This window comes from Mesorhizobium sp. BR1-1-2 (genome assembly GCF_020165435.1).
In the GTDB taxonomy this organism is placed as follows: Bacteria; Pseudomonadota; Alphaproteobacteria; order Rhizobiales; family Rhizobiaceae; genus Mesorhizobium.
The window spans coordinates 17,881-43,810 of sequence record NZ_JAIUID010000006.1; the positions used below are offsets into that span (position 1 = coordinate 17,881).

The window sequence follows — 25,930 nt, forward strand, 5'->3', positions numbered from 1 at the left end:
GTCGCAAACCGCGCCAATGTCTCAGTTTAATTCCCCTGAAGAGATTTAGGGGAAATCCGTCGCGCACTAGCAATTTTGCGCCAAGACTGTCGCTATCACGCGAACCGCTCCCCCTCCAAAGTTGCACATTCGTCGATATGTTCCCAATCCATGCCGTCTTTGACATCATGGCCTGGATGCGGAATGTTAATCGGCGGAAAGCCAACAATGGGAGTTAGTCATGACAATCTACAAGAGTAATGGCGACAGCGTTCCGGAGCACATCCTGGCCATGGCCGAAGAAGCCAAGTCGGGTAAGGTCGATCGCCGCGAATTCCTCGCGCTTGCCAGCGTCTTCGGCGCTTCGACGGCCATGGCCTATGGCCTGCTGGGGCTCGCCGCCCCGACGCCGGCCAAGGCCGAGGAGGTGCAGGGAAAGAAAGGCGGCGTGCTCAAGGTGGCAATGTCGGTCAAGGATCCCAAGGATCCGCGCACGGCCGACTGGTCGGAAATCTCCAACGCCGAGCGGCAGGCGCTCGAGCCGCTGGTGAAATACACCCACCAGTACACATTCGCGCCCTATCTCCTGGAAAGCTGGGACATCAATGACGATGCCACCGAGTACACGCTGCATGTGCGGCCGGGCGTCGAGTGGAACAATGGCGACAAGTTCACCGCCGACGACGTGATCTACAATTTCACCCGCTGGGCCGACAAGGCCGCGGAAGGCAATTCCATGCCGGGCCGCCTCGGCAGCCTCGTCGACGACAGCACAAAGAAATTGCGCGAGGGGTCGGTCATCAAGGTCGACGACATGACCGTCAAGCTGAAGCTCACCAAACCCGATATCGCCATCATCCCCAACCTGACCGACTATCCGGCATTGGTGGTGCACAAGAGCTTCGACGAGAAGGGCGCCAACTTCAAGAACTGCCCGATCGGTACGGGTCCGTTCGAGCTCGTCTCCTATGACGTCGGCCAGAAGGTCGTCTACAAGCGCCGCGAGACCGGCAAGTGGTGGCAGGGCGAAGCCTTCCTCGATGGCGTCGAGTTCATCGATTACGGCACCGATCCGGCCGCAACGGTCTCGGCTTTCGAATCGGGCGAAGTCCAGACCAACCATGAGACGACCGCCGACTACGTCAAGATCATCGCAGACGTCGGCGCGCCACCTTCCGAGGTCGTGACCGCCGCCACCGTGGTGTCGCGCTTCAACGTCAACGCCAAGCCTTATGGCGACCAGAAAGTGCGTCAGGCGATGTGCCTGGCCGTGGACAATTCGGTGGTGCTGCAGCTCGGCTACGGCAATGCCGGCACGCCAGCCGAGAACCACCATGTCGCGCCGATCCATCCCGAATATGTCGAGCTGCCCAAGATCAAGCGCGACATCGCCAAGGCCAAGCAGATGCTGACGGAAGCCGGCGTGATCGATTTCGAACACGAGCTGATCAGCAACGACGAGGACTACCACAAGAACACCACGGACGCGATCGCGGCCCAGCTGCGCGAGGCCGGCATCAAGGTGAAGCGCACCGTGCTGCCGAGCTCGACCTTCTGGAACGACTGGACGAAATATCCGTTCTCGGAAACCAACTGGAACATGCGTCCGCTTGGCATCCAGGTCATCGCCATCGCCTACCGCTCGGGTGAAGCCTGGAACGAGACGGCCTACGCCAATCCGGACTTCGACAAGAAGGTCAACGAGGCGCTCGGGATCGCCGACGCGGAGAAGCGCAAGGTGGTGATGAAGGATATCGAGCAGATGCTGCAGGATTCCGGCATCATCATCCAGCCTTACTGGCGCAAGCTCTACATCAACATCAAGCCGGAGGTGAAGAACCACTCGATGCACCCCACCTACGAGCACGACTTCGGCAAGGTCTGGCTCGATCAGGCGTGACCCACAGCCTGCCGGGAGCGGAGGCGCCAGCGTCTTTCGCTCCCGCGGCATCGCCGCCGTTGCATTGGATGCAGCGGCGGCATGACGTCACAAGGTTTTTGATACAGGGTTGAACCTATCTGACCCCAACCCGGCCGGCAGGGGGGTACAATGTTCTCATTCATCGCCAGACGCATCGGCACGATACTGCTCACGATGCTGTGCCTGACGCTGGTCGTCTTCTTCCTCGTCAATCTGGAACCCAACCTGAAGAAGCTGGCGATCAGCCAGACCGAGATGCACACCTCGGCCGAACAGCTGGAAAGCTGGCTGGTCAATCATGGCTACCGGCAGAACTTCTTCGTGCGCTACGGCCAGTGGCTGGGCGTGCTGCCCAAGCAGCCGGTAACCGATCCGGCAACCGGCAAACCGGCGCAGCGCTTCTCCTTCTGCAACGATCCGGCCGAGCCGAAGTTCTCCGGCGTGCTCCAGGGTGATTTCGGCTGCTCGACCAAATTCAAGACCACGGTTGGCGCCAAGCTGTTCCCTGCGCTCGGCGCCACGGGCATCCTGATGTTCTGCGTGCTGGCGGTGATGGTGCCGGTCTCTCTGCTGATCGGCATCCTGGCCGGCATGCGCGAGGGGTCGCGCACCGACCGGGTGCTGTCTGTCGCCTCGATCGCCTCGACGGCGACGCCCGAATATGTGTCGGGCGTCATCTTCACCGTCATCTTCGCTTCCTGGCTTGGCTGGCTGAACGGATCCGCCGCATCGGCAAGCCAGGGCATTACCTTCTACAACTTCACGCTGCCGGTGATCACGCTCGCCATCTACGGCATCGGCTACATCGCGCGCATGACGCGTGCCTCGATGGTCGAGGTGATGACGCAGCAATATATCCGCACCGCCCGGCTGAAGGGGCTCTCCTTCAAAAGCGTGGTGGTCAAGCACGCGCTGCGCAACGCTCTGATCGCGCCCTTTACCGTGATCATGCTGCAGTTTCCCTGGCTGCTCACCGGCGTCGTCATCGTCGAGGTGATGTTCCGCTATCAGGGCTTCGGCTACACGCTGGTCGAGGCCGCCGGCAACAACGACATCGATCTTTTGCTCGGCTGCTCGCTTGTCTCGGTGTTCATCGTCCTGATCACGCAGCTCATTTCCGATGTCGGCTACGCGTTCCTCAATCCGCGCATTCGGGTCCAGTAGGGGAGACGGCGCATGCAAGCCCAATATATCGGCGCCTCCACCGTCGTCCTCGAAGTGCTCTGGCGCTTCTGGCCGGTCTGGCTCGCGCTTTTCATCGTCATGGGCGCGAGCTTCCTCTACAAGAAGAAGCTGGCTCTCTACGGCCAACTGTTCGACAGCGGCGTCGGCATAGCCGGCGTCGCCATCTGCCTGTTCTGGCTGTTCACGGCGATCTTCGCCTCGACCATCTCGCCTTTCGATCCGCTCGGCCAGATTCCCATCATGAAGGATACGCTGCCCGGAGCCATCGAACCGCAATCGGGCCTCGCCTATCTGTTCGGTGGCGACAAGCTCGCCCGCGACGTCTTTTCACGCATGGTCTATGGCAGCCAGATCGTACTGATCATCGCGCCGGCGGCGACCGGCTTCGCGCTCATGGTCGGCATCACGCTCGGCCTGCCGGCCGGCTATTATGGCGGCAAGATCGATACCGTGCTGTCGTTCCTGGCCAATCTCGTGCTGGCCTTCCCGGTCATCCTGCTGTTCTATCTCCTGGTGACGCCGGGCATCATGGACACGCCGATCCCCTACGCGCTGGCCGGCGTGTTCTTCCTGTTCCCGATCATCTTCTTCTGCGTGCTGTTCTGGACGCGGTACAAGAACCGACCCGACCGGATCTACATCCTGCTCGGCCTGACGCTGGTTGTCGGCGGCTGGATCTATGCCGGCCTGGTGTTCGATGCCGATCCGCTGAAGATCGTGCACATCGACCCCAACCAGCTCAACATCTTCGTGGCGGTGGTGTTCGCCTCGAGCCCGGGCGTGTTCCGCATCGTGCGTGGCCTGACCATGGACATCAAGACGCGCGACTATGTGGCGGCGGCGCAGACGCGCGGTGAATCGCCCTGGTACATCATGCTGTGGGAGATCCTGCCCAATGCGCGCGGACCGCTGATCGTCGATGCCTGCCTGCGCATCGGCTACACCACCATCCTGCTCGGCACGCTGGGCTATTTCGGCTTGGGGCTGGCGCCGGAAAGTCCCGACTGGGGCACCGCGATCAAGGATGCCAGCCGGCTGCTGCGCTCCTTCATCCATCCCGCACTGCCGCCGACGATCGCGCTGATGTCGTTCGTGCTGGGGCTGAACCTGCTCGCCGATTCCCTGCGCGAGCAATCGATGAAGGATTGATGTCGGGGTCCTCGACCCTACTTGCCCGGAAGAACCAAGGATTGGAGCGACCCATGAACGAGGCAGTTCGAAATCCGGCCAGGCCGAACAATGGGCCGATCATCGAGATCGAGAACCTGTCGATCTCCTTCTTCACCCGCAAGGGCGAGATACCGGCCGTGATGGATTTTTCCTGCACGGTCATGCCCGGCGAAGCGATGGGCATTGTCGGCGAATCCGGTTGCGGCAAGTCGACCGTGTCGCTCGGCATCATGCGCGACCTCTCCAACATCGGCAAGATCGTCGGCGGCAAGATCAAGTTCCAGGGCAAGGACATGGGCGAGCTCTCCGAGGAGGAGCTGCGCAGCATCCGCGGCAACAAGATCGCCATGATCTACCAAGAGCCGATGGCGAGCCTGAACCCGGCGATGAAGATCGGCCAGCAGTTGATGGAAGTGCCGCTGATCCACGACAAGGTGTCGAAGGAAGAGGCCTATAAACGTGCGCTCGAAATGGTGCGCTCGGTGAAGCTTCCCGATCCGGAACGCATGATGCGCTCCTATCCGCATCAGCTTTCTGGCGGCCAGCAGCAGCGTATCGTCATCGCCATGGCGCTGCTGTCGAAGCCGGCGCTGCTTCTCCTCGACGAGCCGACGACCGCGCTCGACGTGACGGTGGAGGCGGGCATCGTCGAACTGGTGAAGGGGCTGGGCGAGAAGTTCGGCACCTCGATGATCTTCGTGTCGCACAACCTTGGCCTGATCCTGGAGACCTGCGACCGCATCACGGTGATGTATTCGGGCGAGGCCGTCGAGACCGGCAAGATCAAGGACGTGTTCGACCGGATGCGTCATCCCTATACGCAGGGCCTTTTCCGCTCGATTCCGCTGCCGGGCGCCGACAAGAACTCGCGGCCGCTGATCTCGATCCCCGGTCAGCTGCCCCTGCCGCATGAGCGACCGAAGGGCTGTAATTTCGGCCCGCGCTGCCACCATTTCGTCGAGGGCGTCTGCAACGCCGCCGAAATCCCGATGATCGAAGTCGCGGGACATGAAGGTCATTTCTCGCGCTGCGTGCGCTTCAACGAAATCGATTGGGACGCCCTGCCGCCCGGCGCAAAGAAGGTCAATGAGAAGGTCGTGCCTGGCGCACCGGTGCTCAAAATCGAGGATCTGAGGAAATACTACAAGGTTGGCGGCAGCGAAGTGTTCGGCTCGAGCGAGGGTCGCGTCGTCAAGGCCAACGAGACGATTTCGTTCACTGCGCGCGAATCCGAAACCGTCGCCATTGTTGGCGAATCCGGCTGCGGAAAATCGACGCTGGCGAAAGTGCTGCTCGGGCTCGAGACGGCGAGCTCCGGCAGGGTCACGCTCGCCAACAAGGAGATCCAGTCGACCGGCATCGAGAGCCGCAGCGTCGACACGGTGTCGTCGATCCAGATGGTTTTCCAGAACCCGTTCGATACGCTCAACCCCAGCCATTCGGTCGGCTCGCAGATCATCCGCACGCTGGAGAAATTCAACGTCGGCAAGACCGTCGCCGACCGGCGCAAGCGCATGCTGGAACTGCTCGACCTGGTGAAGCTGCCGCGCGCCTTCGAAAGCCGCAAGCCGCGCCAGCTTTCGGGCGGCCAGAAGCAGCGCATCGGCGTGGCGCGCGCCTTTGCCGGCGATGCCAAGGTGGTGGTGGCCGACGAACCGGTCTCGGCGCTCGACGTGTCGGTCCAGGCGGCGGTGACTGAGCTGCTGATGGACATCCAGCGCAAGAACAAGACGACGATGCTGTTCATCAGCCACGATCTGTCGGTCGTGCGTTATATCGCCGACCGGGTGGTCGTCATGTATCTGGGCTATATCGTCGAGCAAGGCACGACCGACCAGATCTTCGCGCCGCCCTATCATCCCTATACTGAGGCACTGCTGTCAGCGATCCCGATCGCCGACACCAGCGTGGTCAAGAAGCATATCGTTCTGGAGGGCGACATACCCTCGGCGATGAACCCGCCGACAGGCTGTCCATTCCAGACGCGCTGCGGCTACAAGAGATTGGTGCCGGATAATCTCTGCGAAACCAAGGTGCCGCCGGTCAAGAACCTGGGCGACGGGCACATGAGCCTTTGCTGGCTCTCGGACGACGTGCTGGCGACGATGGAGCCGGTGATCAAGTTCGACAAGCAGCATGCCGACCGTGAGGGCGTGCCGGACGACGCGCCGCATGGTGTCGGTCCGGGCTTTGCCGGTGCGCCTCCGAAGCGGCCGCATGGTAAGACGACCAGCACGGAAGCCGATGCGGTGGGGCAGGCCGCAGAGGAAACCGAAGCCGTCTCAAAGGCCCGTCGTCATGAGGTCCGCGACGAGGTTTCGGAGACTGGTCGTCCGGCGACGGATGCCAACGCAACCTCCGCGCCGTTCACGCCAAGAACGCTTGGTGACGGCCGGCAGGCCGAGAGTGCATACGTTGCACCGCTTGCCCCGCCGGCTCGGCTGGCCGACGCAAGTGCCACCGACAAGAACCGTCCGACCGGCATCGCCAGGCCGATCAAACCCGACAATCTCAAGCTGATTTCGGGCGTCGGCCCGAAAACAGAAGGCATCCTCAACGACCTCGGCATCTTCACCTACGCCCAGGTCGCCGCGTGGAAAAAAGCCGAGCGCCAATGGGTCGACGACTATCTTAGATTCAAAGGCCGCATCGAGCGCGAGGACTGGGTCAAGCAGGCGAAGGCGCTCGCCAAGGGCGGCGAGGCGGAATACATCAGGGTGTTCGGCAGGAAGCCGCGCTGACCCACCGGCGCGCCTCTCAGCTGCCGCACTGCCTCAGCTGTTGGGCATAGTCGCGGGCCATCTTGTCGGTCGCCCGGGCATAGCCCTGGACGCCGGCGTCGCCACGGTTGCCACGGCCATAGGCGGTCCAGCCGAGATAGTAGGCGAGGTAGAGATTGTAGGTGTCGTTGCGGGCGACGCCGTAAGTATCCGCTGTCTTGGAATGGTACCAGCCGACGAAATCGACGGCGTCGGCGAATTTGGTCCGGCGCGCCGCCCAGTTGCCGGTTTCGCTCTGATATTGCGACCATGTACCGTCCAGCGCCTGCGAGAAGCCGGTGGCCGACGAAACGTGCTTCCACGGGATGAACCCGAGCAGTTTGGTGCGCGGCGGCCGGGCGTTGCTCTTGAAACCGGATTCCTTGCGCACCGTCGCCATCAGAACGGGAACGGGCACGCCGTATTTCTGCTCGGCGCGTTCGGCGGCCGACTGCCAATTGTCGAACCAGCCGTCATTCTGGTCGAAGACGGCGCAGACATTGTTGATGTGGCTGGGGGCGGTCGCGCAGGCCGAAAGTGCCAGCAGCATACCAACCGCTACAATTTTACTAAAACTCGACCTACGCATCGGCAGAGCAATAGGCTCAAATCATAAAGGGAATCTTGCCGCGCCCGTTAACGCGTCGCCGACGCGGGCGGTTCGGAAAGTGCCATATTGATTGTCCGACATATCTTGTCGCTTTTTATAAATCAATGTTTCGAAAACGCCGCCTCGGTTAAAATCACGTCCGCAAACGACGTATTTCTGACAGCTGGCGCGGTTTGCCGAGGCTTTGATGCCCGATATGAACGAACCAAGACGCAAGCGCGGCGCCGAGCGCACCAGCAACCGGGGGCCAGGGCCCATCCCGCAGTTGCCGGCGAGGCGGGTGACCAATCCCTATCCTCCGATGGCCTTGCTGTCGTCCGAGCAGATCGAGGCCATCCATCAGGCGTCGATGCATATATTGGAGAATTTCGGCATCGAGGTGATGAGCCTACGGGCGCTGTCGCTGTTCGAGCAGGCCGGTGCCAGCGTGGACCACGCGTCGGCGAACGTCCGCATCGACCGCGGCATGGTCGACGAGGCGCTGAAGACGACGCGGTCCAACTATGCCCTTACACCGCGCAATCCGGCCAACGTCGTTCATCTCGGCGGCAACACCATCAATTTCACGCTCGTTGCCGGTCCGCCCAATGTGCACGACATGGAGCGCGGCCGCCGCGCCGGCAATTTGCGCGATTATGCGGATCTGACCCGGCTGGCACAGCATTTCAACTGCGTGCACATGCTCGGCAACCAGGTCTGCGCTCCAGTCGAATTGCCGGCCAATTCGCGCCATCTCGACACCTATTTCACCAATCTCACGCTGACCGACAAAAGCTTCCATGTCTCAGCGATCGGCCGGGGCAGGGCGCTGGACGGCATCGAGATGATGGCGATCGCGCGCGGGCTGACGCTGGATCAGTTGCGCGAGGATCCCGCCATCGCCACCATCATCTCGGTGAACTCGCCGCGGCGTTTCGACGAGATGATGGCCGAGGGGCTGATGACGATGGCCGAATTCGGCCAGTCGGTGGCGGTGACGCCGTTCACGCTGATGGGCGCGATGAGCCCGGTGACGCTGGCGGGTGCTTTGGCGCAGCAGAATGCGGAGGCACTGTTCGGCGTCGTGCTGACGCAGCTTGTGCGTCCGGGCGCGCCGGTCATGTATGGCGCCTTCACCTCCAATGTCGACATGAAGTCGGGCGCGCCGGCCTTCGGCACGCCTGAAAATACCAAGGCCAACATCGCGTCGGGGCAACTGGCCCGGCGTTATGGGCTGCCCTATCGGACAACGCCGGGCTCAGCGTCGAACGCCGCCGATGCGCAAGGCGCTTATGAGACGCTGATGGCGCTGTGGGGCGCGGTGCTCGGCCATGGCAACCTCGTCTATCACGCAGCCGGCTGGCAGGAGGGCGGGCTGACTGCGTCGTTCGAGAAATTCATCATCGACGTCGAAATGATCCAGCACATGATGGAGTTTTTGCGCCCGATCGTGGTCGATGAGGCCGAGCTTGCCGTCGAGGCGCTGGGCGCGGTGCCGACCGGCGGCCATTTCTTCGGCGAGCCGCACACGCTGGAACGTTATGCGACGGCCTTCTATCAGCCGATGCTTTCGAACTGGCAGAATTTTGAAGCCTGGCAGGAAGCCGGCGGCCTCGACGCAACCGCGCGCGCCACGCGGTTGTGGAAGAAGGCGCTCGAAGACTATGTCGAGCCTCCGATGGACATCGCCGTGCGCGAAGCGCTGGAGGCCTATGTGGCCAGGCGCAAGGAAGCGATTGGGGCGGGCGAGCCGTGATGCGCCACGAACGTCCGCTTTGAATCATCTAACCCATCCAACTCACTGATATCAGAGAAGAAATCATGAAATCGCATGCAAAGGTCGTGGTCATTGGCGGCGGGGTCGTCGGGTGTTCCGTGTTGTTCCATCTCGCCCGCCATGGCTGGACCGACGTCGTGCTTCTGGAGCGCGACGAGCTGACTTCAGGCTCGACGTGGCACGCGGCCGGTGGCATGCACACGATCAATGGCGATCCCAACGTCGCCAAGCTGCAGAAATACACGATCAACCTCTATAAGGAGATCGAGGAGCTTTCCGGCCAGGCGACCGGCGTGCATCTGACCGGCGGCGTGCTGCTGGCGGCGACCGAGGCGCGGCTCGACTGGCTGCGTGGCGTCGTCGCCAAGGGTCGCTATCTCGGCATCGATCTCGAAGAAATCTCACCGAAAGAAGCGGCCGAACTCATGCCGCTGCTCGACCCCAAGCAGTTCGTCGGCGCTGTCCGCAACAAGGAGGACGGCCATCTCGATCCCTCCGGCGTCACCCATGCCTATGCCAAGGCTGCGCGTAAGCTGGGTGCCGAGGTCGAGCGCTTCACCAAGGTCGAGGACGTCGTGCGGCGTCCCGACGGGCTGTGGCGCGTCATCACCAATAAGGGCGAGGTCGTGGCCGAGCATGTCGTCAACGCCGGTGGCCTTTGGGCGCGAGAGGTCGGCCGCATGGTCGGGCTCGAACTGCCGGTGCTGGCCATGGAGCACATGTACCTGATCACCGAGGATATGCCGGAAGTCGCCGCCTGGAACGCCAAGACCGGCACCGAGATCATCCACGCCGTCGATTTCGACGGCGAGCTCTATCTGCGCCAGGAGCGCGGCGGCATGCTGATGGGTACCTATGAGAAGGCCAACAAGGCATGGTCCGAGCACCAGACGCCGTGGAATTTCGGCCACGAACTGCTGGAGCCGGACATCGACCGCATCGCACCGTCACTGGAAGTCGGCTTCCGGCATTTCCCGGCCTTTCAGAACACCGGCATCAAGCAGATCATCAACGGACCCTTCACCTTCGCGCCTGACGGCAACCCGCTGGTCGGGCCGGTGCGCGGTTTGCCGGGCTTCTGGGTGGCCTGTGGCGTCATGGCCGGTTTCAGCCAGGGCGGCGGCGTTGGGCTCGCGCTGTCCAACTGGATGATCGAGGGCGATCCCGGCGCCGACATCTGGGCCATGGACGTTGCGCGCTATGGCGACTGGGCGACGATGGCCTACACCAACGCCAAGGTGCGCGAGAACTATTCCAGACGCTTTTCGATCCGCTTCCCCAATGAGGAATTGCCCGCCGGGCGGCCGCTGAAGACGACGCCGGTCTACGACCTGCTGTCGGCCAAGGGCGCGCAATGGGGCGTGTCCTATGGGCTGGAAGTGCCGCTCTGGTATGCGCCCGAAGGCGTCAGGGACGAGTTCTCGTGGCGCCGCTCGAGCGATTTCGCCCATGTCGGCAGGGAGGTTGCAAACGTTCGCGGGGGCGTCGGCCTCGCCGAGATTTCGAACTTCGCCAAATATGGCGTGACAGGCGAGGGTGCTGCCGCATGGCTCGACCGGCTGCTTGCCTGCAAGCTACCGAGGCCAGGCCGCATGACGCTGGCGCCTATGCTGAAGGAGGACGGCAAGCTCATCGGCGATTTCACGCTGGCCAATCTCGGCCCTCTTGATCGAGATGGGGAAGAGTGGTTCATCGCCGGTTCCGGCATTGCCGAGCAGTACCATATGCGCTGGTTCGAAAAGCATCTGCCCGCGGATGGTTCTGTCCGCATCGAGGCATCGGGCGCGAAGCTCACCGGCCTTGCCCTCGCCGGGCCGAAGGCGCGGGACGTGCTGGCCAAGGTCACGCGGACGGACGTCTCGAACGCCGCCTTTCCCTTCATGGCCATTGGCAAGATGGATATCGGCATGGCGCCCTGCCTGGTTGGCCGCGTCAGCTACACAGGTGATCTCGGCTATGAAATCTGGGTTGCGCCGGAATATCAGCGCGCGGCGTTCCAGGCGCTGATGGCGGCGGGCGAGGAGTTCGGCATTGGCCTGTTCGGCTCCCGTGCGTTGAACGCACTGCGGCTGGAAAAGAACTATGGTTCGTGGGGGCGCGAATACCGGCCGATCTACGGACCGCTGGAGGCAGGGCTCGATCGCTTTGTCGCCTATGGCAAGGAAGCCGATTTCATTGGCAAGACCCGGGCGTTGGCAGAGCGCAAGCAGGGCGGCAGGCTCAGGCTGCGGGCCTTCATCGTCGAGGCTGCCGACGCCGATGTCATCGGCGATGAGCCGATCTGGTTCGGCGGCACGGTGCGTGGCTGGGTGACGTCAGGCGGCTATGCGCATCATTCCAGGGAATCGGTCGCCATGGGCTACGTGCCGAAGGAGATCGCCGAGGAGAGCGAAGGCTTCGAGATCGAAATCCTCGGCAAGCGCCATGCCGCACGCATGCAGCCGGTACCGCTGTTCGACGCCAATTTGGAGCGGATGCGGGCGTGAACAATCCGCATCCGGCCCGCATCAGGCAGCGCGGCGATTGTCGAGCGCAAAGGCGCCAGGGCCGGCGAAGAACAGATAGAGGAAGATAAAGCAGAACGAGATCGCCAAATCGCCGCCATTGTTGACGGGGAAGAAGCCGCGCGGCATGTGCGCCATGAAATAGGCGATCGCCATCTCGCCCGCCAGAAGGAAGGCGACTGGGCGGGTGAACAGCCCCAGCGCCAGCAGGATGCCGCCGGCGAACTCGAGAATGCCGGCTGTCAGCGTCAACCCGCTGAGGGCGTGGGGTTCGGCGCTTGCCGGGAAATTGAATAGCTTTTGGCTGCCATGCTCGATGAACTGCAGCGCGGTCATGATGCGCAGAACGCCGAGCGCCTGTGGCTGGTATCGGGCCAAGCCTTCGAAAAGCGCCATCTGAAACTCCGTTTTCACCCCCAGGGTCCGGCCTAAATTATCGTCCTGAGATGGACCATTCACTTCCCGCTACCCAACATCAACAATCGGTGATGCGAGATGTTCCGCAACGCGTCGATATTTTCCTCCTAGGGTTGCATTATTATCTCTATGGTTGTATCGATTTGTAGATAGTCGAAATCGTTTGGGGTCTCTCGCCATGAAAAAAGTCGTCGTCAGCTTTTTCGCAATCCTTGCCGGCACCAGCTTCGCAATGGCCGAGGACGCCGGCTGCGAGGCGTTCAAATGGCCGGTAACGCGCGAGCAGGCGCTGTTCGCCGCGCCTCCTTCTGCTGCGTCAGGGGCGACGCTGGCGATCGGCGCTGCCGCCGATCTGGTCTTGGTGCCGGCCGAGACAGCGGAATTCGCCCTCCCGCCCGAACGTGCCCCGGCGCCTGGCACGTTCGGCGCTGTCGCCAGCATGGTTGTGCCGCCGGAAGGGGGCATCCAGATAAGCCTGTCGGGCGAAGCCTGGATCGATGTCATTCAGGACGGCCATACCGTGAAATTGGCCGGCTACAGCGGGGTCAAGACCTGTCCGGACATTCGCAAGAGCGTTCGGTTCAAGCTTGCGCCCGGCCCGGCCACCGTCCAGTTCAGCGGTGCAAAAAAGGCAGGCCTGAAAGTCGCGGTGCTGACGCCGGAATAGCTCGGCGCCAAGCGGGGACACGGCCTTCAATCTTACGATCAAAGGCCGTCCTCCTGTGCGACGTTGAGCCCCTTACCGTCCGGGCGCCATCAAAGCGAAATGGGCGCCTTGCGGATCCTGGCATTGCACGATCCAGCTGCCGCCGGGGACCTCCATCGGGCCCATCAGGATCTTGCCGCCATTGTCGGTCACTCGTTTTGCCGCCGCGTCGATGGCGGTTACGTTGAAATAGAACTGCCAGACCGGCACCGGGATCTGTTCGGGTTTGTTCATGATGCCGCCACCGGATTCGGGGCCGGCCGCGAAGGTTTGATAGGTTCCCATCGGCCCCATGTCGAAGTCGCCGGCATTGGTCCATCCGAACTGGCTGGAATAGAAGTCGAACGCGGCCTTCCAGTCGGTTGTGTAAAGCTCGTGCCAGCCGATATGGCCCGGCGTGCTGGCCGGCACGACCGGCTGGTCGGGCCCGTTCGGCTGCAGGAACATGAAGGTCGCGCCTTGCGGATCGGCGACGACGGCGAAGCGGCCGACGCCTGGAATGTCGTCGGGCTGGCGATGAACGGCGCCGCCGGCTTTCTGCAGCGACGCCGTGGCAGCATCGACATCCCTGGTGTGGATATAGCCAAGCCAGGCGGGAGGCATGCCCATCTTGGCGGCATCCTCAGGCATCGTCATCAGCCCGCCGACGCCACGCTCGCCGACATTCATGACGATGTAGCGCGGCATGCCGGGAGCCTTGTCGAAGGGTTGCGCCGTCCAGCCGACCACCTTGGTATAGAACGCCTCGGCGGCGTCGAGGTCGGATGTCATCAATTCGTACCAGAAAAAGGGCATTGGGGATTTCGGCATCGTCGGTCTCCTCACCTTTTGCGTCGATCGTCCTTCGATCCATCATAGGACGATCTTCGAGACGGAAATCCGACAGCGGAGGAAAAATTTGCGTGTCCCAGGCGCGCCGTGGCCGCGCCGGCCGCCTTGCGGAAAGCCTTTCCTCGAAGGTTCGATATTCGCGCATCACGGGCTTAAAACATGAACTGAAATATCATGTTTTATTCGAGCCTTTTCAGCGACTTATGTCGAAAATTGACCAATTGATAAAAAAATAAAACGTGCTAGCCTTTCCTAAAAGGAAAACAAGGGGAACTGACGATGGCAGAAGGCCAGTTCAGGGAAGGCATTGCAGGCGGCCGGCTGCCTGCCGATCAGTATGCGGACAATTTTTCCGACCTGCATCCGCCGCTCGATCACCACGAGGCGCTGGTCGAATCCGATCGCTGCTATTTCTGCTACGACGCGCCGTGCATGAACGCATGCCCGACCTCGATCGACATTCCGCTGTTCATCCGCCAGATCTCCACGGGCAATCCGATCGGCTCGGCCAAGACCATTTTCGACCAGAACATTCTGGGCGGCATGTGCGCCCGCGTCTGCCCGACAGAGACGCTGTGCGAGGAGGTCTGCGTGCGCGAGGTGGCGGAAGGCAAGCCGGTGCAGATCGGCCGGCTGCAGCGCTATGCCACCGATATCGCGATGAGCGAGAACAGGCAATTTTATCCACGTGCCGTGCCGACTGGCAAGGCGATCGCCGTGGTGGGCGCCGGGCCGGCCGGCCTTGCCGCCGCCCATCGGCTCGCCCGCCATGGCCACGACGTCACAATCCTGGAAGCGCGCGCGAAGGCGGGCGGGCTCAATGAATATGGCATCGCCGCTTATAAGAGCGTCGACAATTTCGCCCAGGCCGAGGTCGACTATGTCACCTCGATTGGCGGCATCGATATCCAGAACGGCAAGGTGCTCGGCCGCGACTATCAGCTTTCCGACCTGATCCGCAATTATGACGCGGTGTTCCTGGGCACGGGGCTTGGCGGCGTCAATGCGCTGCGCTCCGATGGCGAGGATGCGGACGGTGTTGTCAATGCGGTGGAGTTCATCTCCGAGCTGCGACAGGCCAGCGATCTGGCCAGCCTGCCGGTCGGCCGCCGCGTCGTCGTCATCGGCGGCGGCATGACGGCGATCGATGCCGCGGTGCAGTCGAAGCTGCTTGGCGCCGAAGAGGTGACGATCTGCTACCGGCGCGGCCAGGAACATATGAATGCTTCCGAATTCGAGCAGGATCTGGCGGCCGCCAACGGCGTCGTCATCCGGCACTGGCTACAGCCGAAGCGGGTGATTGCCGAAGGCGGCAAGGTCAATGCCATCGAGCTCGAATATACCGCCATGAACGGCGACAGGCTTGCCGGCACCGGCGAGACGCTGACCCTCGTTGCCGACCAGGTATTCAAGGCAATCGGCCAGAGTTTCGTCCCCGCTGCGCTCAACGGCAGCGGTGCTGCGATCGAGCTCGAGGCCGGGCGCATCAAGGTCGATGCGGAAGGGCGCACTTCGCTGGCCAAGGTCTGGGCCGGCGGCGACTGCATATTCGGTGGCGATGACCTGACCGTCTCGGCCGTGGCGCAAGGGCGTGACGCGGCGGAATCCATCCACCGGGCACTGACCTCGAACGGGAGGGCATGAGCATGGCAGATATCAGGAACAATTTCGTCGGCATCAAATCGCCCAATCCGTTCTGGCTGGCCTCGGCGCCGCCGACCGACAAGGCCTACAATGTCGTGCGCGCCTTCAAGGCCGGTTGGGGCGGTGTCGTCTGGAAGACGCTGGGCGAAGAGGGCCCGCCGGTGGTCAACGTCAACGGCCCGCGCTACGGTGCGATCTGGGGCGCAGACCGCCGTCTGCTCGGCCTCAACAACATCGAGCTGATCACCGATCGCGACTTGCAGACCAATCTGCGCGAGATGAAGCAGGTCAAGATGGAGTGGCCCGACCGGGCGCTGATCGCCTCGATCATGGTGCCTTGCGTCGAGGAAAGCTGGAAGGCGATTCTGCCGCTTGTCGAGGAGACCGGCGCCGACGGCATCGAGCTCAATTTCGGCTGCCCGCACGGCATGTCGGAGCGCGGCATGGGCGCCGCCGTCGGCCAGGTGCCGGAATATATCGAAATGGTTGTGCGCTGGTGCAAGCAGTACACGCGCATGCCCGTCATCACCAAGCTGACGCCCAACATCACCGATATCCGCAAGCCGGCGCGGGCGGCGCATGCCGGCGGCACCGACGCAGTGTCGCTGATCAACACCATCAACTCGATCACCGGTGTCGATCTCGACAATTTCGCGCCGATGCCGACCATCGACGGCAAGGGCTCGCATGGCGGCTATTGCGGCCCCGCGGTGAAGCCGATCGCCATGAACATGGTGGCCGAGATCGCGCGCGACCCCGAAACGCAAGGGCTGCCGATCTCCGGCATTGGCGGCATCACCACCTGGCGCGACGCCGCCGAGTTCATGGCCCTCGGCGCGGGGAACGTGCAGGTGTGCACGGCGGCGATGACCTACGGTTTCAAGATCGTCCAGGAGATGATCGCCGGTCTCGAAAACTGGATGGACGAGAAGGGCCATCGCTCGCTCGACGAGATCATCGGCCGTGCCACGCCCAATGTTACGGACTGGCAGTATCTCAACCTCAACTATGTCGCCAAGGCGCATATCGACCAGGATGCCTGTATCAAATGCGGCCGCTGCCACATCGCCTGCGAGGACACCTCGCACCAGGCGATCACCAGCGTGGTCGCCGGGGTCAGGCATTTCGAGGTGATCGAGGCCGAATGCGTCGGCTGCAATCTGTGCGTCAATGTCTGCCCGGTCGACAACTGCATCACCATGGAGCCGCTGGCCGCCGGGGTGATGGACCAGCGCACCGGCATGCCTGTGTCGCCGGTCTATGCCAACTGGACCACGCACCCGAACAACCCGATGGCCAAGGTGGCGGCGGAGTAGAGCGGAACAATCGAGGAAAAAGCGGCGTCTTCGAGCGCCGTTTTTGTTTTCCTATTGCAGACAATAAATATCCAGGATATAAATTATCCATGTATAGGAGATTGGCACCATGAAATTGGGCGAGGGCGTCGAAGCGGCCATCCACTGCGCGGCGACGCTGGCGGGCGTCGATGGCGACAGCACCATGCCAGGTGCGGCCCTCGCGGAGGCGTTCGGCCTGTCGCCGAGCTATCTCCTGAAGCATCTGAACATGCTGACGGCGGCGCGCATCCTGGAGTCGGTTCCCGGGCCGGCGGGCGGCTACCGGTTGGCGAAGTCGGCCGAACGCATCACGCTGCTGGACATCGTGCTGGCGGTCGAAGGGCGCGAGCCGGCTTTCCGCTGCGGCGAAATCCGCCAGCGCGGCCCGACGAAACTCGATGCGTCGGCCTATGTCAGGCCGTGCGGCATCAATGCTGCGATGCTGAAGGCGGAGCGCGCCTATCGCGCGGCGCTAGCCGAGGTCAGGCTGTCCGACATCGTGGCGGACTTCATGAAAGGCGCCGATCCGCGATCGGTCGCGGCAAGCTGCGCTTTCACCGAGCGCCACCAGCGGCAGCAGAAATCCCGTTCAACCTAGCAAGCATGAAAGGAAAGATGATGAGACAGAGGCTCCAGTTCTTCGCCAAGGCGCCCGAGATCATGAAAGCGGTGTCGGCGCTCAACAAGGCGGTCGACGAATGCGAGCTTGAGGAAAGCCTGCTGCACCTGATCAAGCTCAGGGCCTCACAGATCAATGGCTGCTCCTTCTGCGTCGAGATGCACAGCCGCGAGGCGAGGCGCGACGGCGAGACCGAACAGCGGCTTTATCTGGTTTCGGCCTGGAAGGAATCGCCGCTGTTTTCGGAGCGCGAGCGCGCCGCTTTGGCCTGGACCGAGGCCGTGACGCTGATCGCCAACAATGGTGTTTCGGACGAGCTCTATGCCCGCACGCTGGAGCATTTCTCGGAAGAGGAGTTGGTCAAGCTCTCCGTGGCGCTGGGCATGATCAACACCTGGAACCGGCTTTGCATTCCGTTCCACGCCATTCATCCGATGCCTGCCGCCAAGGCCGCCTGATTGCTCGATCACGATCGGAGCGCCGCCGAGGGAGGCGGCGCTCCCATTATTTCAAAGGGAGAGCGTTTGATGCTTGCCGATTTGACCGCCGCCTTGTTGGTTCTCGGCCGGCTGTTGCTTGGCGGCGGGTTTGTCTTCGCCGGCCTGCGCAACATTCAGAACGCGGGCTTCTTGACCGGGCTGATGGCGGCGCGAGGCGTGCCGCAGGCGCGGCTGGCGCTTTGGGCCGGCATCGTCCTGCAGATCGTCGCCGGCATGCTGGTGATGGTAGGCTTCTGGACCGCGATTGCCTGTATGGCGCTGGTGCTGTTCCTGATCGTCGCCACGCCGATGTTCCACAATTTCTGGGACCATCAAGGACAGGAGCGTGCATCGCGTATCAATGGTTTTGTTGGCAATATCGCGCTGAGCGGCGGCTTCCTGACACTGATCGCCCAGTCGCTTTGACGGTTGCAGCTAGGCCGCGAACCGCAAACCACCATCGCAGGTCAGCACCTGGCCGGTCATGAAGCCGTTGGAGACGAGGAAGGCTATGGCCGAGGCGACGTCCTCGGCGCGGCCGATGCGGCCGACCGGTGTCTTGCCGGCATATTCCGCGAAGACCGCTTGTCGCTGCTCGTCCGGCAAAAAGTCCCACCAAGGCGTGTCGATGACGCCGGGCGCCACGACGTTGACGCGCAGCGGCTTCAGCTCGACAGCCAGGATCGGCGCCACCGTCAGGAGCATGCCATTGACGGCGCCGATGCCGGCGACGCCCGGCGTGGCGAGTTGGGCGGACACCGCCGAGATGAAGGTGACCGATCCTGATTTGTCCAGCGTCGGCAAGGCCGCCTGCAAGCAGGATAATTGCGGCCGCACCTTTTCGTCGACGCCACCACCGATGTCGGCGAGGTCGAGTGTCTGGAACGGGCCGAGGCCCTTGCCGCCGCTGGCCGCCAGAACGAGGTGATCGAACGGGCCGAGACGCTCGAAGAACTGGTGCACTTCATTCGGCTTTGACGCATCGAACGTCGCCTTGTCGGCGGCGCCGCCAAGGCTTTTCCAGGCGTCGATGAGTTTGTCCTGATTGCGCCCTGTGATCGTCACCTTCATGCCCGGGCCGAGCAGTTTTCGCGCCGTCGCCAAGCCGATGCCGGACGAGCCGCCGATGATGACTGTGTGTTCGATCTTCTCGGTCATGAGTGCTGGTCCTTCGATGTCGCCTGCCCGACAAGGTCGAGGCTCAGGCTTCGCAGTTGCTGTCTTGCCGTGGTGTCGTAAGCCTGGGCGTCGGCGCGGGATTCGCGAAGGCCGTCGAAATAGAGGCCGCTGCGCCCTTCGAGGTCAGGCGAGGTGGCGAGATTGACGATTGCCTCGGCGCCGGTCTCGACCGAGCTCCACGGTGTCACGCCGGCCTGGCGGACCATGGTGGTGTTCATGTAGCTCGCCGGGTGCAGGGCGTTGACGGTAATCCCGCTGCCCTTGAGCTGCTCGGCGAGATCGACGGTGAAGAGGATCTGCGCCAGCTTGCTCTGGCAGTAGGCGCGCACGCCGCTGTAGCCGCGGGTCAGCATGACGTCGCTAAAGTCGATGGCCTGCTGGCCCGCCGAGGCGACGTTGACGATACGCGCCGGCGCGCTGGCCTTCAGCAGCGGCAGAAGTTCCGATGTCAGCAGGAAACCGGCAAGATAGTTGACGGCGAAGCGCAGTTCGTAGCCGTCGGCGCTGACCTGCCTTTTGGCGTTTTGGCCCGCCGTGCCGACACCGGCATTGTTGATGAGGATGTCGAGCCGAGCGATTTTTTCATGCACGGCCTCGGCGAGCCGGCGCACCTCGGCCAGCGAGGCGAGGTCGGCTGCGAAGAACTCGGCCTTGCCGCCGGCCGCCTCGATGTCCGCGACCGCCGCCTTGCCGCGCGCTGCGTCGCGTCCGTGCACCAGCACCCGGGCGCCACCTGCGCCCAGCCGTTGCGCGACGACCCGGCCGACACCGTCGGTCGAACCGGTGATCAGGATTGTCTTGTCTTTCAGGTCCATGTTTGAGCCTCCATTCGTCGCTCTCGACAGAAGATGGGGCAGCGGGTGCGCGCCAAACAGTTCAAACTTTATCCTGGTATCGGTACTGCTATAATAAGATCATGGATGCTCCTTCTCATTCCGCTGAAGACAGCCGCCGGCGCGAGCTCGGCGCCTTCCTGCGCTCGCGCCGCGAGAGGCTTTCGCCACAGGCCGCCGGCATTGCCTGCGGCGCGCGGCGGCGCACGCCGGGCCTGCGGCGCGAGGAGGTGGCGCTGATTGCCGGCGTCGGCACCACCTGGTACACCTGGCTGGAACAGGGCAGGGAAGTCAGACCCTCCGTAGAGGTGCTGGCGGCGCTCTGCGAGGCACTGCGCCTCGACGCTGTCGAGAAGCGGCATTTGTTCATCCTCGCTGGCCGCCAGCAGCCGGAGCATCGTATGGCGACGCCCGAAAAGGTCGACGGGCCGTTGCTGCACATGTTGGAGAGCCTCGTCCTGCAGCCTGCCTATGTCGTCGGCCGGCGTTGGGACGTGCTCGCCTGGAACCCGGCAGCCGCCGCGGTGTTCGGCGATTATGGCTTGCTGGAAGGGGACGCCCGCAACATCGTCCACATGGTGTTTACCAGCCCGCACCATCGCCGCCTGCTCGTCGACTGGGAAGAGCTTGCTCGCGTGGTGCTCGCGTCGTTTCGCGCCGAAAGCGCCAAATATGTCGGCGATCCCGATTTCGACCGGTTGATCGCGCTGATGATGCGCTCGAGTCCCGAGTTCCGCGATTGGTGGCCCCGCCGCGACGTGGCGCGAAAGCTGACCGGTCTGAAGCACGTCCGCCACCCGACGGCCGGCGCGATGGCCTTCGAGCATATGAGCCTGTCGATCGACGATGGATCCGACATGCGGCTGGTCGTCTACACGCCGCTGGCCGAGCAGAACTCGATCGCCAAGCTCCAGAGCTTGCTTGATAGGCTGCCGGCCGAGCGGCGCAGCGCCTGAGCCTTCAGGGCAGGGTCAGGCCTTCGGCTTCAACCCGTCGAGGAACAATTGCTCCAGGAACCTCGCTGCGTCCTCGAAGCGGCCGTCGCCGCCACGGTTCGGGCCGAGCACGGCGCGGACCTGGACGTCGAAATCGGCATAGTGCTGGGTCGTCGCCCAGATCGAGAAGATCAGGTGCCAAGGATCCGTCCTGGCGATCTTGCCGGCGCGCATCCAGCCCTTGATGACGGTCGCCTTCTCGTCGACCAGCGTCTTCAGTTCGCCGGTCAGCAACGGCATGATGCGCGGTGCGCCCTGCAGGATCTCGTTGGCGAACAGCCGGCTCTCTCGCGGAAAATCGCGCGCCATTTCAAGCTTGCGCCTGATGTAGCTCCTGAGCTCGGTCAGGGGATCGCCGATGTCGTCGAGTTCCCTGAGCGGCGCCAGCCATGTGTCGAGCAGGCGCTGCATCAGCGTCTCGTGTATCTCTTCCTTGCGGCGAAAGTAATAGAGCAGGTTGGGCTTCGACATCCCCGCAGCTTCGGCGATCTGGTCGATGGTCGAGCCACGGAAGCCGTTGGTGGAGAACACCTCGAGCGCGGCTTCGAGAATGAGTTCGCGCTTCTCCTGCTGGATGCGGGTGCGGCGAGGGGCTCCCGTGCTGGTGTTCACCGTTGCGCGCCCTCGTGTTGAAAGCGGTCTGGCCCAATTCTCTGGACCAGTTTTTCCCCGGCCTGTGGAACGCACTTCAGGAGCCGCATTTCCGCTAGTAATCCCTTGACCGCCGACAAGGCGGTGCTAACGTTTGTCCAATCGGTCAAAAATTTGCGTAGCACGAAAGCGCGGCAAAGACCAAGCGTTGGACGTACCGAAACAGGTTACAAGGGGAAGTCTTGGTCATGTCCAACCGGCTGAAAGTCACGCCGAACGATCTCAGTGCATTCTGGATGCCGTTCACGGCAAACCGGCAGTTCAAGCAGGCGCCACGCATGTTCGTGTCCGCCAAGGACATGCACTACACGACCAGCGATGGCCGCAAGGTGCTGGACGGCACCGCCGGCCTCTGGTGCGTCAATGCCGGCCATTGCCGGCCCAAGATCACCGAGGCGATCCAGCAGCAGGCCGCCGAGCTCGACTACGCTCCGGCCTTCCAGATGGGCCACCCGATCGTGTTCGAACTGGCCAACCGCCTGGTCGACGTCGCGCCGAAGGGCATGGATCACGTGTTCTTCACCAATTCCGGTTCGGAATCGGTCGAGACCGCGTTGAAGATGGCGATCGCCTATCACCGGGTGAAGGGCGAGGGCTCGCGCACCCGTCTGATCGGACGCGAGCGCGGCTATCACGGCGTCAATTTCGGCGGCATTTCGGTCGGCGGCATCGTCACCAACCGCAAGATGTTCGGCACGCTGCTCGGCGGCGTCGACCACATGCCTCACACCCACCTGCCGGAGAAGAACGCCTTCTCCAAGGGCGTGCCGGAACATGGCGCGGAACTCGCCAACGAGCTGGAGCGCATCGTTGCGCTCCATGACGCCTCGACCATAGCGGCCGTCATCGTCGAGCCGGTCGCTGGCTCCACCGGCGTCATCCTGCCGCCCAAGGGCTACTTGCAGAAGCTGCGCGAAATCTGCACCAAGCACGGCATCCTGTTGATCTTCGACGAGGTCATCACCGGCTTCGGCCGTCTTGGCGCGCCGTTCGCGGCCGATTATTTCGGCGTCACGCCTGATATCATGACCACCGCCAAGGGCGTCTCCAACGGCGTCATCCCGATGGGCGCGGTGTTCGTGAAGAAGGAAATCCACGACGCCTTCATGACCGGCCCCGAGCACATGATCGAGTTCTTCCACGGTTACACCTATTCGGGCAATCCGATCGCCTGCGCCGCGGCGCTCGGCACGCTCGACACCTACAAGGAAGAGGGCCTGCTCACACGCGGCGAGGAACTGGCGCCCTATTGGGAAGACGCACTGCATTCGCTGAAGGGCGAGCCGCATGTCATCGACATCAGGAACATCGGCCTGATCGGTGCGATCGAGCTGGCGCCGATCGCCGGCAGCCCGACCAAGCGGGCCTTCTCGGCCTTCGTCAAGGCATTCGAGCGGGGCGCGCTGATCCGCACGACCGGCGACATCATCGCGCTGTCGCCGCCGCTGATCATCACCAAGGGCCAGATCAACGAACTGATCGATCATGTGCGTGAGGTACTGAGGTCGATCGACTAGGCTTGCCTTTATCTGGGCGGGTGGCGATGGGAACCGCCACCTGCCCGGACTATGAAATGGAAGGACTTTGAATGGCCGCACCCGGCGAGAATCTGCGAATCAATTCAGACCGTTTGTGGGATTCCATCATGGAGATGGCGAAGATCGGTCCCGGCGTTGCCGGCGGCAACAATCGCCAGACCGTGACCGACGAGGACGGCGAGGGCCGGCATCTGTTCAAGCGCTGGTGCGACGCGGCCGGGCTCGAAATGGGCGTCGACGAGATGGGCACCATGTTTGCCCGCCGCGAAGGCGCCGACCCCAGCCTGCCGCCGGTCTATGTCGGCAGCCATCTCGACACGCAGCCGACCGGCGGCAAATATGACGGGGTGCTCGGCGTGCTCGGCGGCTTGGAAGTGGTGCGCTCGCTCAACGATCTCGGCATCAAGACCAAACATCCGATCGTCGTCACCAACTGGACCAACGAGGAGGGTGCGCGTTTCGCCCCGGCGATGATGGCGTCCGGCGTGTTCGCCGGTGTGCTCGACCAGGCCGATGTCTACGAGCACACGGACAAGAACGGCAAGAAATTCGGCGAGGAGCTTGAGCGGATCGGCTGGAAGGGCACGGAAAAAGTCGGCGATCGCAAGATCCACGCCTTCTTCGAACTTCATATCGAACAGGGGCCGATCCTCGAGGACGAGGGCATCGACATCGGTGTCGTCACCCATGGCCAGGGGCTGAAATGGCTGCAGGTGACGCTGACCGGCAAGGAGGCGCATACCGGCTCGACGCCGATGCCCAAGCGCCGCAATGCCGGGCTCGGCATGGCGCGCGTGATCGAACTGGTGCACGAGATTGCCATGGATTACCAGCCGGACGCCGTCGGCGCGGTCGGCCACATGGAAGTCTATCCGAACTCACGCAACATCATCGCCGGGCGAACCGTGTTCACCATCGACATCCGCTCGCCGGAGAAGGAAGTGCTCGACGCCATGGATGGGCGCATCCGCGAAGGCATCGACACGATATGCGATGCACTGGACATTCAGTACAAGATCGAGCAGGTCGGCCATTTCGATCCGGTCACCTTCGACAAGGGCTGCGTCAAGGCGATCCGTGATGCCGCCGACCGGCTCGGCTACACGCACCGCAACATCGTCTCGGGAGCGGGCCACGACGCCTGCTGGATCAACCGCGTCGCGCCCACCGCCATGGTGATGTGCCCTTGCGTCGACGGTCTCAGCCACAACGAGGCCGAGGAGATCTCCAAGGAATGGGCGACGGCAGGAGCCGACGTGCTGTTCCATGCCGTGGTGGAGACGGCGGTCATCGTGGAGTAAGCTGGAAAGCTGGATTTCCAAACGCTGCTCGCTAGAAGCGCGAAGGAACAAGGGAACAAGAAAAATGACCAAAGTCATCAGGAACGGCACCATCGTCACCGCCGACCGCACATGGAAGGCCGACGTGCTGATGCAGCACGGCAAGATCGTCGCCATCGGCTCCGACCTGCATGGCGACCATGAGTTCGACGCCACCGGCTGTTATGTCATGCCAGGTGGTATCGATCCGCATACTCATCTCGAAATGCCGTTCATGGGCACCTATTCGGCCGACGATTTCGAGTCCGGCACGCGCGCCGCCCTTGCCGGCGGCACGACGATGGTGGTCGATTTCTGCCTTCCGTCGCCGCAGCAGTCGCTGCTCGAGGCCTTGCAGATGTGGGACAACAAGACCTCGAAGGCGTCTTGCGACTATTCCTTCCACATGGCGATCACCTGGTGGGGCAAGCAGGTGTTCGACGAGATGGCCACCGTCGTCGACAAGGGCATCACCTCGTTCAAGCATTTCATGGCCTACAAGGGCGCGCTGATGGTGGACGACGACGAGATGTACGCGTCGTTCCAGCGCTGCGCCGAGCTCGGCGCGCTGCCGCTGGTGCATGCCGAGAATGGCGACGTGGTTGCGGCGCTCTCGCAGAAGCTGCTTGCCGCCGGCAACAATGGCCCGGAGGGGCACGCCTATTCGCGCCCGCCGGAAGTGGAAGGCGAGGCGACCAACCGCGCCATCATGATCGCCGACATGGCCGGCGTGCCGCTCTATGTCGTGCATGTTTCCTGCGAGCAGGCGCACGAGGCCATCCGCCGGGCGCGTCAGAAAGGCATGCGGGTGTTCGGCGAGCCACTGATCCAGCACCTGACGCTGGACGAGAGCGAGTATTTCGACAAGGACTGGGACCATGCGGCGCGCCGCGTGATGAGCCCGCCCTTCCGCAACAAATCACACCAGGATTCGCTGTGGGCCGGCCTGCAGGCGGGATCGTTGCAGGTGGTGGCGACCGACCACTGCGCCTTCACCACGGACCAGAAGCGCTTCGGCGTCGGCGACTTCACGAAGATCCCGAACGGCACGGGCGGCCTCGAGGATCGCATGCCGGTGCTGTGGACCAGGGGCGTCAACACCGGGCGGCTGACGATGAACGAATTCGTCGCCGTAACCTCGACCAACATCGCCAAGATCCTCAACATGTACCCGAAAAAGGGCGCCATCGTCGAAGGCGCGGATGCCGACATCATCGTGTGGGATCCCAAACGCAAGAAGACGATTTCTTCGAAGAAGCAGCAGTCGGTCATCGACTACAATGTCTTCGAAGGCGTCGAAGTGACCGGCCTGCCGCGCTTCGTCTTCTCGCGTGGCGAATTGTCGATCGAAGAGGCCGAGGTGAAGGCCAAGCCTGGCCATGGCCAGTTCGTCGGCCGTGAGCCGAATGCGGCGGTCAATCGGGCACTGTCGACCTGGAAGGAGATCACCGCGCCGCGCAAGGTGGAGCGGACAGGCATTCCAGCGACCGGGGTTTGA

At 62.9% G+C, this 25,930-nt stretch carries 21 protein-coding genes and 1 pseudogene; 16 read left to right on the top strand and 6 right to left on the bottom strand.

Translation table 11 applies throughout. The features are described from left to right. The first annotated feature begins 220 nt into the window (after positions 1-220). The 4 genes and pseudogenes from LB551_RS15395 to LB551_RS15410 form a co-directional block, all read left to right on the top strand. Positions 221-1,879 carry an ABC transporter substrate-binding protein gene (locus LB551_RS15395; RefSeq protein ID WP_224659733.1) on the top strand — a complete coding sequence of 553 codons (1,659 nt, stop codon included), beginning with the start codon at positions 221-223 and terminating at the stop codon, positions 1,877-1,879. 150 nt (positions 1,880-2,029) lie between these two features. Further along, positions 2,030-3,064 (top strand): ABC transporter permease, encoded by a 1,035-nt coding sequence (locus LB551_RS15400; RefSeq protein WP_140553017.1) that lies wholly within the window; start codon positions 2,030-2,032, stop codon positions 3,062-3,064. 12 nt (positions 3,065-3,076) lie between these two features. Then, positions 3,077-4,234, top strand: coding sequence for an ABC transporter permease (locus tag LB551_RS15405; RefSeq protein ID WP_140553019.1), 1,158 nt, complete (start codon positions 3,077-3,079; stop codon positions 4,232-4,234). A gap of 53 nt (positions 4,235-4,287) precedes the next feature. Then, positions 4,288-6,585, top strand: a pseudogene (locus LB551_RS15410) (dipeptide ABC transporter ATP-binding protein); the annotation flags it as partial. Between the two features lie 427 nt (positions 6,586-7,012). Here the strand turns inward: LB551_RS15410 and LB551_RS15415 are convergent. Continuing rightward, a complete protein-coding gene (locus LB551_RS15415; protein ID WP_140553022.1) occupies positions 7,013-7,603 on the bottom strand; it encodes a transglycosylase SLT domain-containing protein in 591 nt (196 codons plus the stop codon). A 217-nt stretch (positions 7,604-7,820) separates the two neighbouring features. Between LB551_RS15415 and LB551_RS15420 the strand changes: the two genes are divergently transcribed. Together LB551_RS15420 and LB551_RS15425 are read left to right on the top strand one after the other, a co-directional pair. Further along, positions 7,821-9,359: a trimethylamine methyltransferase family protein gene (locus tag LB551_RS15420; RefSeq protein ID WP_224659734.1), complete on the top strand. Its 1,539-nt coding sequence runs from the start codon at positions 7,821-7,823 to the stop codon at positions 9,357-9,359. A 65-nt stretch (positions 9,360-9,424) separates the two neighbouring features. Beyond that, positions 9,425-11,866 carry an FAD-dependent oxidoreductase gene (locus tag LB551_RS15425; protein ID WP_224659735.1) on the top strand — a complete coding sequence of 814 codons (2,442 nt, stop codon included), beginning with the start codon at positions 9,425-9,427 and terminating at the stop codon, positions 11,864-11,866. Positions 11,867-11,887: 21 nt separating this feature from the next. On the opposite strand, the gene LB551_RS15430 is transcribed toward LB551_RS15425, so the two are convergent. Continuing rightward, positions 11,888-12,280, bottom strand: a complete 393-nt coding sequence (locus tag LB551_RS15430) for a DoxX family protein (protein ID WP_140516674.1) — start codon at positions 12,278-12,280, stop codon at positions 11,888-11,890. Positions 12,281-12,479: 199 nt separating this feature from the next. Here LB551_RS15430 and LB551_RS15435 point away from each other — a divergent pair, with 199 nt between their 5' ends. Next, the gene (locus LB551_RS15435) at positions 12,480-12,968 is read left to right on the top strand and encodes a hypothetical protein (RefSeq protein ID WP_224659736.1); all 489 of its coding nucleotides are present in this window, start codon (positions 12,480-12,482) and stop codon (positions 12,966-12,968) included. Positions 12,969-13,040: 72 nt separating this feature from the next. Here LB551_RS15435 and LB551_RS15440 read toward each other — a convergent pair whose 3' ends face one another. Next, the gene (locus LB551_RS15440; RefSeq protein WP_224659737.1) at positions 13,041-13,817 is read right to left on the bottom strand and encodes a VOC family protein; all 777 of its coding nucleotides are present in this window, start codon (positions 13,815-13,817) and stop codon (positions 13,041-13,043) included. A gap of 300 nt (positions 13,818-14,117) precedes the next feature. Here LB551_RS15440 and LB551_RS15445 point away from each other — a divergent pair, with 300 nt between their 5' ends. The 5 genes from LB551_RS15445 (at position 14,118) to LB551_RS15465 (ending at position 18,343) form a co-directional block, all read left to right on the top strand. Continuing rightward, a complete protein-coding gene (locus LB551_RS15445; protein ID WP_224659738.1) occupies positions 14,118-15,482 on the top strand; it encodes an NAD(P)-dependent oxidoreductase in 1,365 nt (454 codons plus the stop codon). 2 nt (positions 15,483-15,484) lie between these two features. Continuing rightward, a complete protein-coding gene (gene preA, locus LB551_RS15450; protein WP_224627106.1) occupies positions 15,485-16,798 on the top strand; it encodes an NAD-dependent dihydropyrimidine dehydrogenase subunit PreA in 1,314 nt (437 codons plus the stop codon). Between the two features lie 109 nt (positions 16,799-16,907). Then, a complete protein-coding gene (locus LB551_RS15455) occupies positions 16,908-17,417 on the top strand; it encodes an RrF2 family transcriptional regulator (RefSeq protein ID WP_224659739.1) in 510 nt (169 codons plus the stop codon). A 20-nt stretch (positions 17,418-17,437) separates the two neighbouring features. Further along, on the top strand, positions 17,438-17,896 hold the full coding sequence (locus LB551_RS15460) for a carboxymuconolactone decarboxylase family protein (protein ID WP_224659740.1): 459 nt from the start codon (positions 17,438-17,440) through the stop codon (positions 17,894-17,896). 69 nt (positions 17,897-17,965) lie between these two features. Further along, positions 17,966-18,343 carry a DoxX family protein gene (locus tag LB551_RS15465; protein ID WP_224659741.1) on the top strand — a complete coding sequence of 126 codons (378 nt, stop codon included), beginning with the start codon at positions 17,966-17,968 and terminating at the stop codon, positions 18,341-18,343. A gap of 9 nt (positions 18,344-18,352) precedes the next feature. Here the strand turns inward: LB551_RS15465 and LB551_RS15470 are convergent, their stop codons facing one another. Next, positions 18,353-19,075, bottom strand: a complete 723-nt coding sequence (locus LB551_RS15470) for an SDR family oxidoreductase (RefSeq protein WP_140553036.1) — start codon at positions 19,073-19,075, stop codon at positions 18,353-18,355. Then, positions 19,072-19,911, bottom strand: a complete 840-nt coding sequence (locus LB551_RS15475; protein WP_224659742.1) for an SDR family NAD(P)-dependent oxidoreductase — start codon at positions 19,909-19,911, stop codon at positions 19,072-19,074. Before LB551_RS15475 ends, LB551_RS15470 begins: the two co-directional genes overlap by 4 nt. 101 nt (positions 19,912-20,012) lie before the next feature. Here LB551_RS15475 and LB551_RS15480 point away from each other — a divergent pair, with 101 nt between their 5' ends. Beyond that, positions 20,013-20,885 carry a helix-turn-helix transcriptional regulator gene (locus tag LB551_RS15480; protein WP_224659743.1) on the top strand — a complete coding sequence of 291 codons (873 nt, stop codon included), beginning with the start codon at positions 20,013-20,015 and terminating at the stop codon, positions 20,883-20,885. A 15-nt stretch (positions 20,886-20,900) separates the two neighbouring features. Here the strand turns inward: LB551_RS15480 and LB551_RS15485 are convergent, their stop codons facing one another. Next, entirely contained in the window at positions 20,901-21,536 is a 636-nt protein-coding gene (locus tag LB551_RS15485) for a TetR family transcriptional regulator C-terminal domain-containing protein (RefSeq protein ID WP_224659744.1), read from the bottom strand. 227 nt (positions 21,537-21,763) lie between these two features. Between LB551_RS15485 and LB551_RS15490 the strand changes: the two genes are divergently transcribed. The 3 genes from LB551_RS15490 to hydA all read left to right on the top strand — a co-directional run bounded on the left by LB551_RS15490 (position 21,764) and on the right by hydA (position 25,930). Beyond that, positions 21,764-23,092 (top strand): aspartate aminotransferase family protein, encoded by a 1,329-nt coding sequence (locus LB551_RS15490; protein ID WP_140521238.1) that lies wholly within the window; start codon positions 21,764-21,766, stop codon positions 23,090-23,092. Positions 23,093-23,163: 71 nt separating this feature from the next. Continuing rightward, entirely contained in the window at positions 23,164-24,414 is a 1,251-nt protein-coding gene (locus tag LB551_RS15495) for a Zn-dependent hydrolase (protein WP_224659745.1), read from the top strand. Positions 24,415-24,478: 64 nt separating this feature from the next. Next, positions 24,479-25,930, top strand: a complete 1,452-nt coding sequence (gene hydA, locus LB551_RS15500; protein WP_224659746.1) for a dihydropyrimidinase — start codon at positions 24,479-24,481, stop codon at positions 25,928-25,930.

Bases quoted from the DNA above. Each gene is read 5' to 3' on its own strand.
- LB551_RS15395 (WP_224659733.1), top strand. From the start codon at position 221: ATGACAATCTACAAGAGTAATGGCGACAGCGTTCCGGAGCACATCCTG.
- LB551_RS15400 (WP_140553017.1), top strand. From the start codon at position 2,030: ATGTTCTCATTCATCGCCAGACGCATCGGCACGATACTGCTCACGATG.
- LB551_RS15405 (WP_140553019.1), top strand. From the start codon at position 3,077: ATGCAAGCCCAATATATCGGCGCCTCCACCGTCGTCCTCGAAGTGCTC.
- LB551_RS15415 (WP_140553022.1), bottom strand. From the start codon at position 7,603: ATGCGTAGGTCGAGTTTTAGTAAAATTGTAGCGGTTGGTATGCTGCTG.
- LB551_RS15420 (WP_224659734.1), top strand. From the start codon at position 7,821: ATGAACGAACCAAGACGCAAGCGCGGCGCCGAGCGCACCAGCAACCGG.
- LB551_RS15425 (WP_224659735.1), top strand. From the start codon at position 9,425: ATGAAATCGCATGCAAAGGTCGTGGTCATTGGCGGCGGGGTCGTCGGG.
- LB551_RS15430 (WP_140516674.1), bottom strand. From the start codon at position 12,280: ATGGCGCTTTTCGAAGGCTTGGCCCGATACCAGCCACAGGCGCTCGGC.
- LB551_RS15435 (WP_224659736.1), top strand. From the start codon at position 12,480: ATGAAAAAAGTCGTCGTCAGCTTTTTCGCAATCCTTGCCGGCACCAGC.
- LB551_RS15440 (WP_224659737.1), bottom strand. From the start codon at position 13,817: ATGCCGAAATCCCCAATGCCCTTTTTCTGGTACGAATTGATGACATCC.
- LB551_RS15445 (WP_224659738.1), top strand. From the start codon at position 14,118: ATGGCAGAAGGCCAGTTCAGGGAAGGCATTGCAGGCGGCCGGCTGCCT.
- preA (WP_224627106.1), top strand. From the start codon at position 15,485: ATGGCAGATATCAGGAACAATTTCGTCGGCATCAAATCGCCCAATCCG.
- LB551_RS15455 (WP_224659739.1), top strand. From the start codon at position 16,908: ATGAAATTGGGCGAGGGCGTCGAAGCGGCCATCCACTGCGCGGCGACG.
- LB551_RS15460 (WP_224659740.1), top strand. From the start codon at position 17,438: ATGAGACAGAGGCTCCAGTTCTTCGCCAAGGCGCCCGAGATCATGAAA.
- LB551_RS15465 (WP_224659741.1), top strand. From the start codon at position 17,966: ATGCTTGCCGATTTGACCGCCGCCTTGTTGGTTCTCGGCCGGCTGTTG.
- LB551_RS15470 (WP_140553036.1), bottom strand. From the start codon at position 19,075: ATGACCGAGAAGATCGAACACACAGTCATCATCGGCGGCTCGTCCGGC.
- LB551_RS15475 (WP_224659742.1), bottom strand. From the start codon at position 19,911: ATGGACCTGAAAGACAAGACAATCCTGATCACCGGTTCGACCGACGGT.
- LB551_RS15480 (WP_224659743.1), top strand. From the start codon at position 20,013: ATGGATGCTCCTTCTCATTCCGCTGAAGACAGCCGCCGGCGCGAGCTC.
- LB551_RS15490 (WP_140521238.1), top strand. From the start codon at position 21,764: ATGTCCAACCGGCTGAAAGTCACGCCGAACGATCTCAGTGCATTCTGG.
- LB551_RS15495 (WP_224659745.1), top strand. From the start codon at position 23,164: ATGGCCGCACCCGGCGAGAATCTGCGAATCAATTCAGACCGTTTGTGG.
- hydA (WP_224659746.1), top strand. From the start codon at position 24,479: ATGACCAAAGTCATCAGGAACGGCACCATCGTCACCGCCGACCGCACA.